General features: G+C 36.4%; 2 protein-coding genes. Both read right to left on the bottom strand.

What is annotated here, in order from left to right; all coding sequences use genetic code 11:
• Window positions 1–223: 223 nt before the first annotated feature.
• A complete protein-coding gene (locus AB1422_18905; GenBank protein MEW6621371.1) occupies window positions 224–1699 on the bottom strand; it encodes a peptidylprolyl isomerase in 1476 nt (491 codons plus the stop codon).
• A gap of 87 nt (window positions 1700–1786) precedes the next feature.
• Window positions 1787–2200, bottom strand: a complete 414-nt coding sequence (locus tag AB1422_18900) for a Minf_1886 family protein (protein MEW6621370.1) — start codon at window positions 2198–2200, stop codon at window positions 1787–1789.
• Window positions 2201–2376: the final 176 nt, after the last annotated feature.

Raw genomic sequence — 2376 nt, 5'->3', positions numbered from 1 at the left:
TAGCGAATTAGTATAGTATCCACAGACTCGTATCCTCTGGTTTAGAACACATATTCCCCCTTAATAAAGGGGGTTAGGGGGTTGTCCTTCTCCCATTTTCATTGCCCTTTGTGAGCCTTGGCTCATGACCGTTTCCCCTGAAAATCAGGGTTCGGGACTCGGGATTAGGGAATTCTTTTATTCCCGAATCCCGAGCCCCGAGCCCCGAGTCCCGAAATCCCTTTTATTCTATATTTTTAACAATCTTTGCCTTACTTTCAAGATAAGCAACCCAGTCATCTGCGACCTTTTGCCTTTTTTCGTAGAAGCAATTAGCCAGGATTTGATTATAATCCTTTTTAAAATCCTCTTCTTTTGGGGCTATCTTTTCTACCATTTTAACAATATGATAGCCTAATGAGGTTTCAATTATCTCGCTAATCTTTGATTCTTCTAATTCAAAAGCCTTTTTTGAGAAATCAGGATTTATTCCAAATCCAACTATACCAACCTCTTTACTGAGGGATTCCAATGTTTTTGTGCCGATGTCAGGGTCAAGGAATCTTTTTGGGACTATGCCTAAATCGCCGCCTTGTAGGGCGCTTTTAGCGTGAGAGAGTGTTTGAGCAATCTGCTCAAACTTAGCCCCTGGCAGTTTTACTTGTTTAAGTATTTCTTTAGCCTTTTTATGTGCCTTTTTCTCTTCTTTTTTAGTCACCAGAAACCCCCGAATTTTCTCCTCAACATCCTTCAATTCTCTTGGTTCATCCTTTAATTTATCTTCTAATTTAATAATATGGTAGCCAAATTTAGTTTTGACAACAGGGCTTAAATCGCCTTTCTTTTCAAGTTTGTAAGCGGCTTTTTCAAACTCTGCCACCATATCCCCTTCGCCAAAATAACCTAAGTCACCGCCTCTTTCTCGGCTGGCACAATTAGAATGTTGAGCGGCTAATGTGGCAAAATCAGCTCCTTCATTTAATTGTTTAAGTAAATCTTCTGCTTTACTTCTGGCGGCAGTATCCTGGTCTTGCGGTGCACCTTCAGGCACACCAATGAGGATATGCCTTACCCGAATTTTACCCGGTTTCATAAATTCATCCTCAACATTCTCATTGTAATATTTTTCTACCTCTTTAAATGGCACAAATTGTTTTGGGTCAATCAAAATCTGCTTAAGATGTGCACTCTCATATTCTTTTTTATAATAGTTATTTAACTCAACCTGACTCACTTTAACCTGATTGACAACCAAATTTCGTGTCTTATTAACCAATATATCTTGAATTGCCTCTTTTTCTTTCATTTTCCACCAGAGTGGGTGAGCACCTTGAACATATTGATTGTAGGTATTAGCATCTTCAAAGGATTTCATTACCTCATTTCGTATCTCATCTACGCTAACTTGTATCCCCAGTCGTTTTGCATTATTCAGCAAGACCTGTCGCCTTACCAGACTTTCAATAATTGTCTTTCTTAAATCAGGGATGCTTTCAGCGTCAAAATCCTCTCCATACACCTTTTTAAGATTATCCAGATAATTTCTATAGGCTATCTGAAACTCTTCAGGTGAGATTATTTTACCATCTATCGTTGCTATCTGCGGTCTAAAATATTGACCGCCGTAATCCATTCCCCAGGAAACAAATATCATCGCCACAAAGGTAACGATAATTATCCAGAATACAAATTTGGCTTTTTTGCGTAAAGTATTAAACATCGAAATATCCTCCTTATAAAAGTAGTTAGTAGTTAGTAGTCAGTGAACAATAATCACTTTTCACTTTTTAATTATAACATATAAATTTTATATTTTGCAACTTAATTTTTTAGTGGTAGATTTCAGGTTTATTTTTGGAAATGGGGCTTCATCAAAAACCTTCTTAAAATCATATATATCCTTAAAATCATCGATACTATCGCTATCTGTCTTACCCATTAATCCAGAATTAACCATATTGAAAACAATATGTCCAAAATCCTCAGTTTTGTATATTCCCCAGTGTTCAAAAACGGTGCGAGCCATTGGTCCAAAAAGTTCTAATGCCACATCCTGGATACCTTTTAAAAGCTCTTGTCCACTAACATGTCCGTTTCTTTTTAATTTATTTTGAGTAAATCCTAAAGCAGACATAACAAAAGAATAAGATTCTGCTTTATAGCGATGGTCTTTCTGGACAATTTCTTCTACTATTTCCTCAAAACTTTTTTCATTATTCATAGTAAGATATAAAGGATACACTAATTCAGTTAAAATGTCAATGATAAATTTTTGGTAACCGTTCACCGCAGAGACACAGAGACGCAGAGAAAAAATTAAAATCTATGTAAGCGTTCAGGTGGTGTAACAAAAGGAGATGTGGAGATTAAGGAGATAGGGAGATATTATTAAAAAAA

Source organism: bacterium, from assembly GCA_040757115.1.
Lineage (GTDB): Bacteria > UBA9089 > CG2-30-40-21 > CG2-30-40-21 > SBAY01 > JBFLXS01.
Note: the sequence above shows the minus strand (reverse complement) of the source record. Positions and strands in the feature narration are given on the sequence as shown.

Excerpts from the sequence above, each read along its gene's own strand:
- AB1422_18900 (MEW6621370.1), bottom strand. The coding sequence starts at position 2,200 with ATGAATAATGAAAAAAGTTTTGAGGAAATAGTAGAAGAAATTGTCCAG.
- AB1422_18905 (MEW6621371.1), bottom strand. The coding sequence starts at position 1,699 with ATGTTTAATACTTTACGCAAAAAAGCCAAATTTGTATTCTGGATAATT.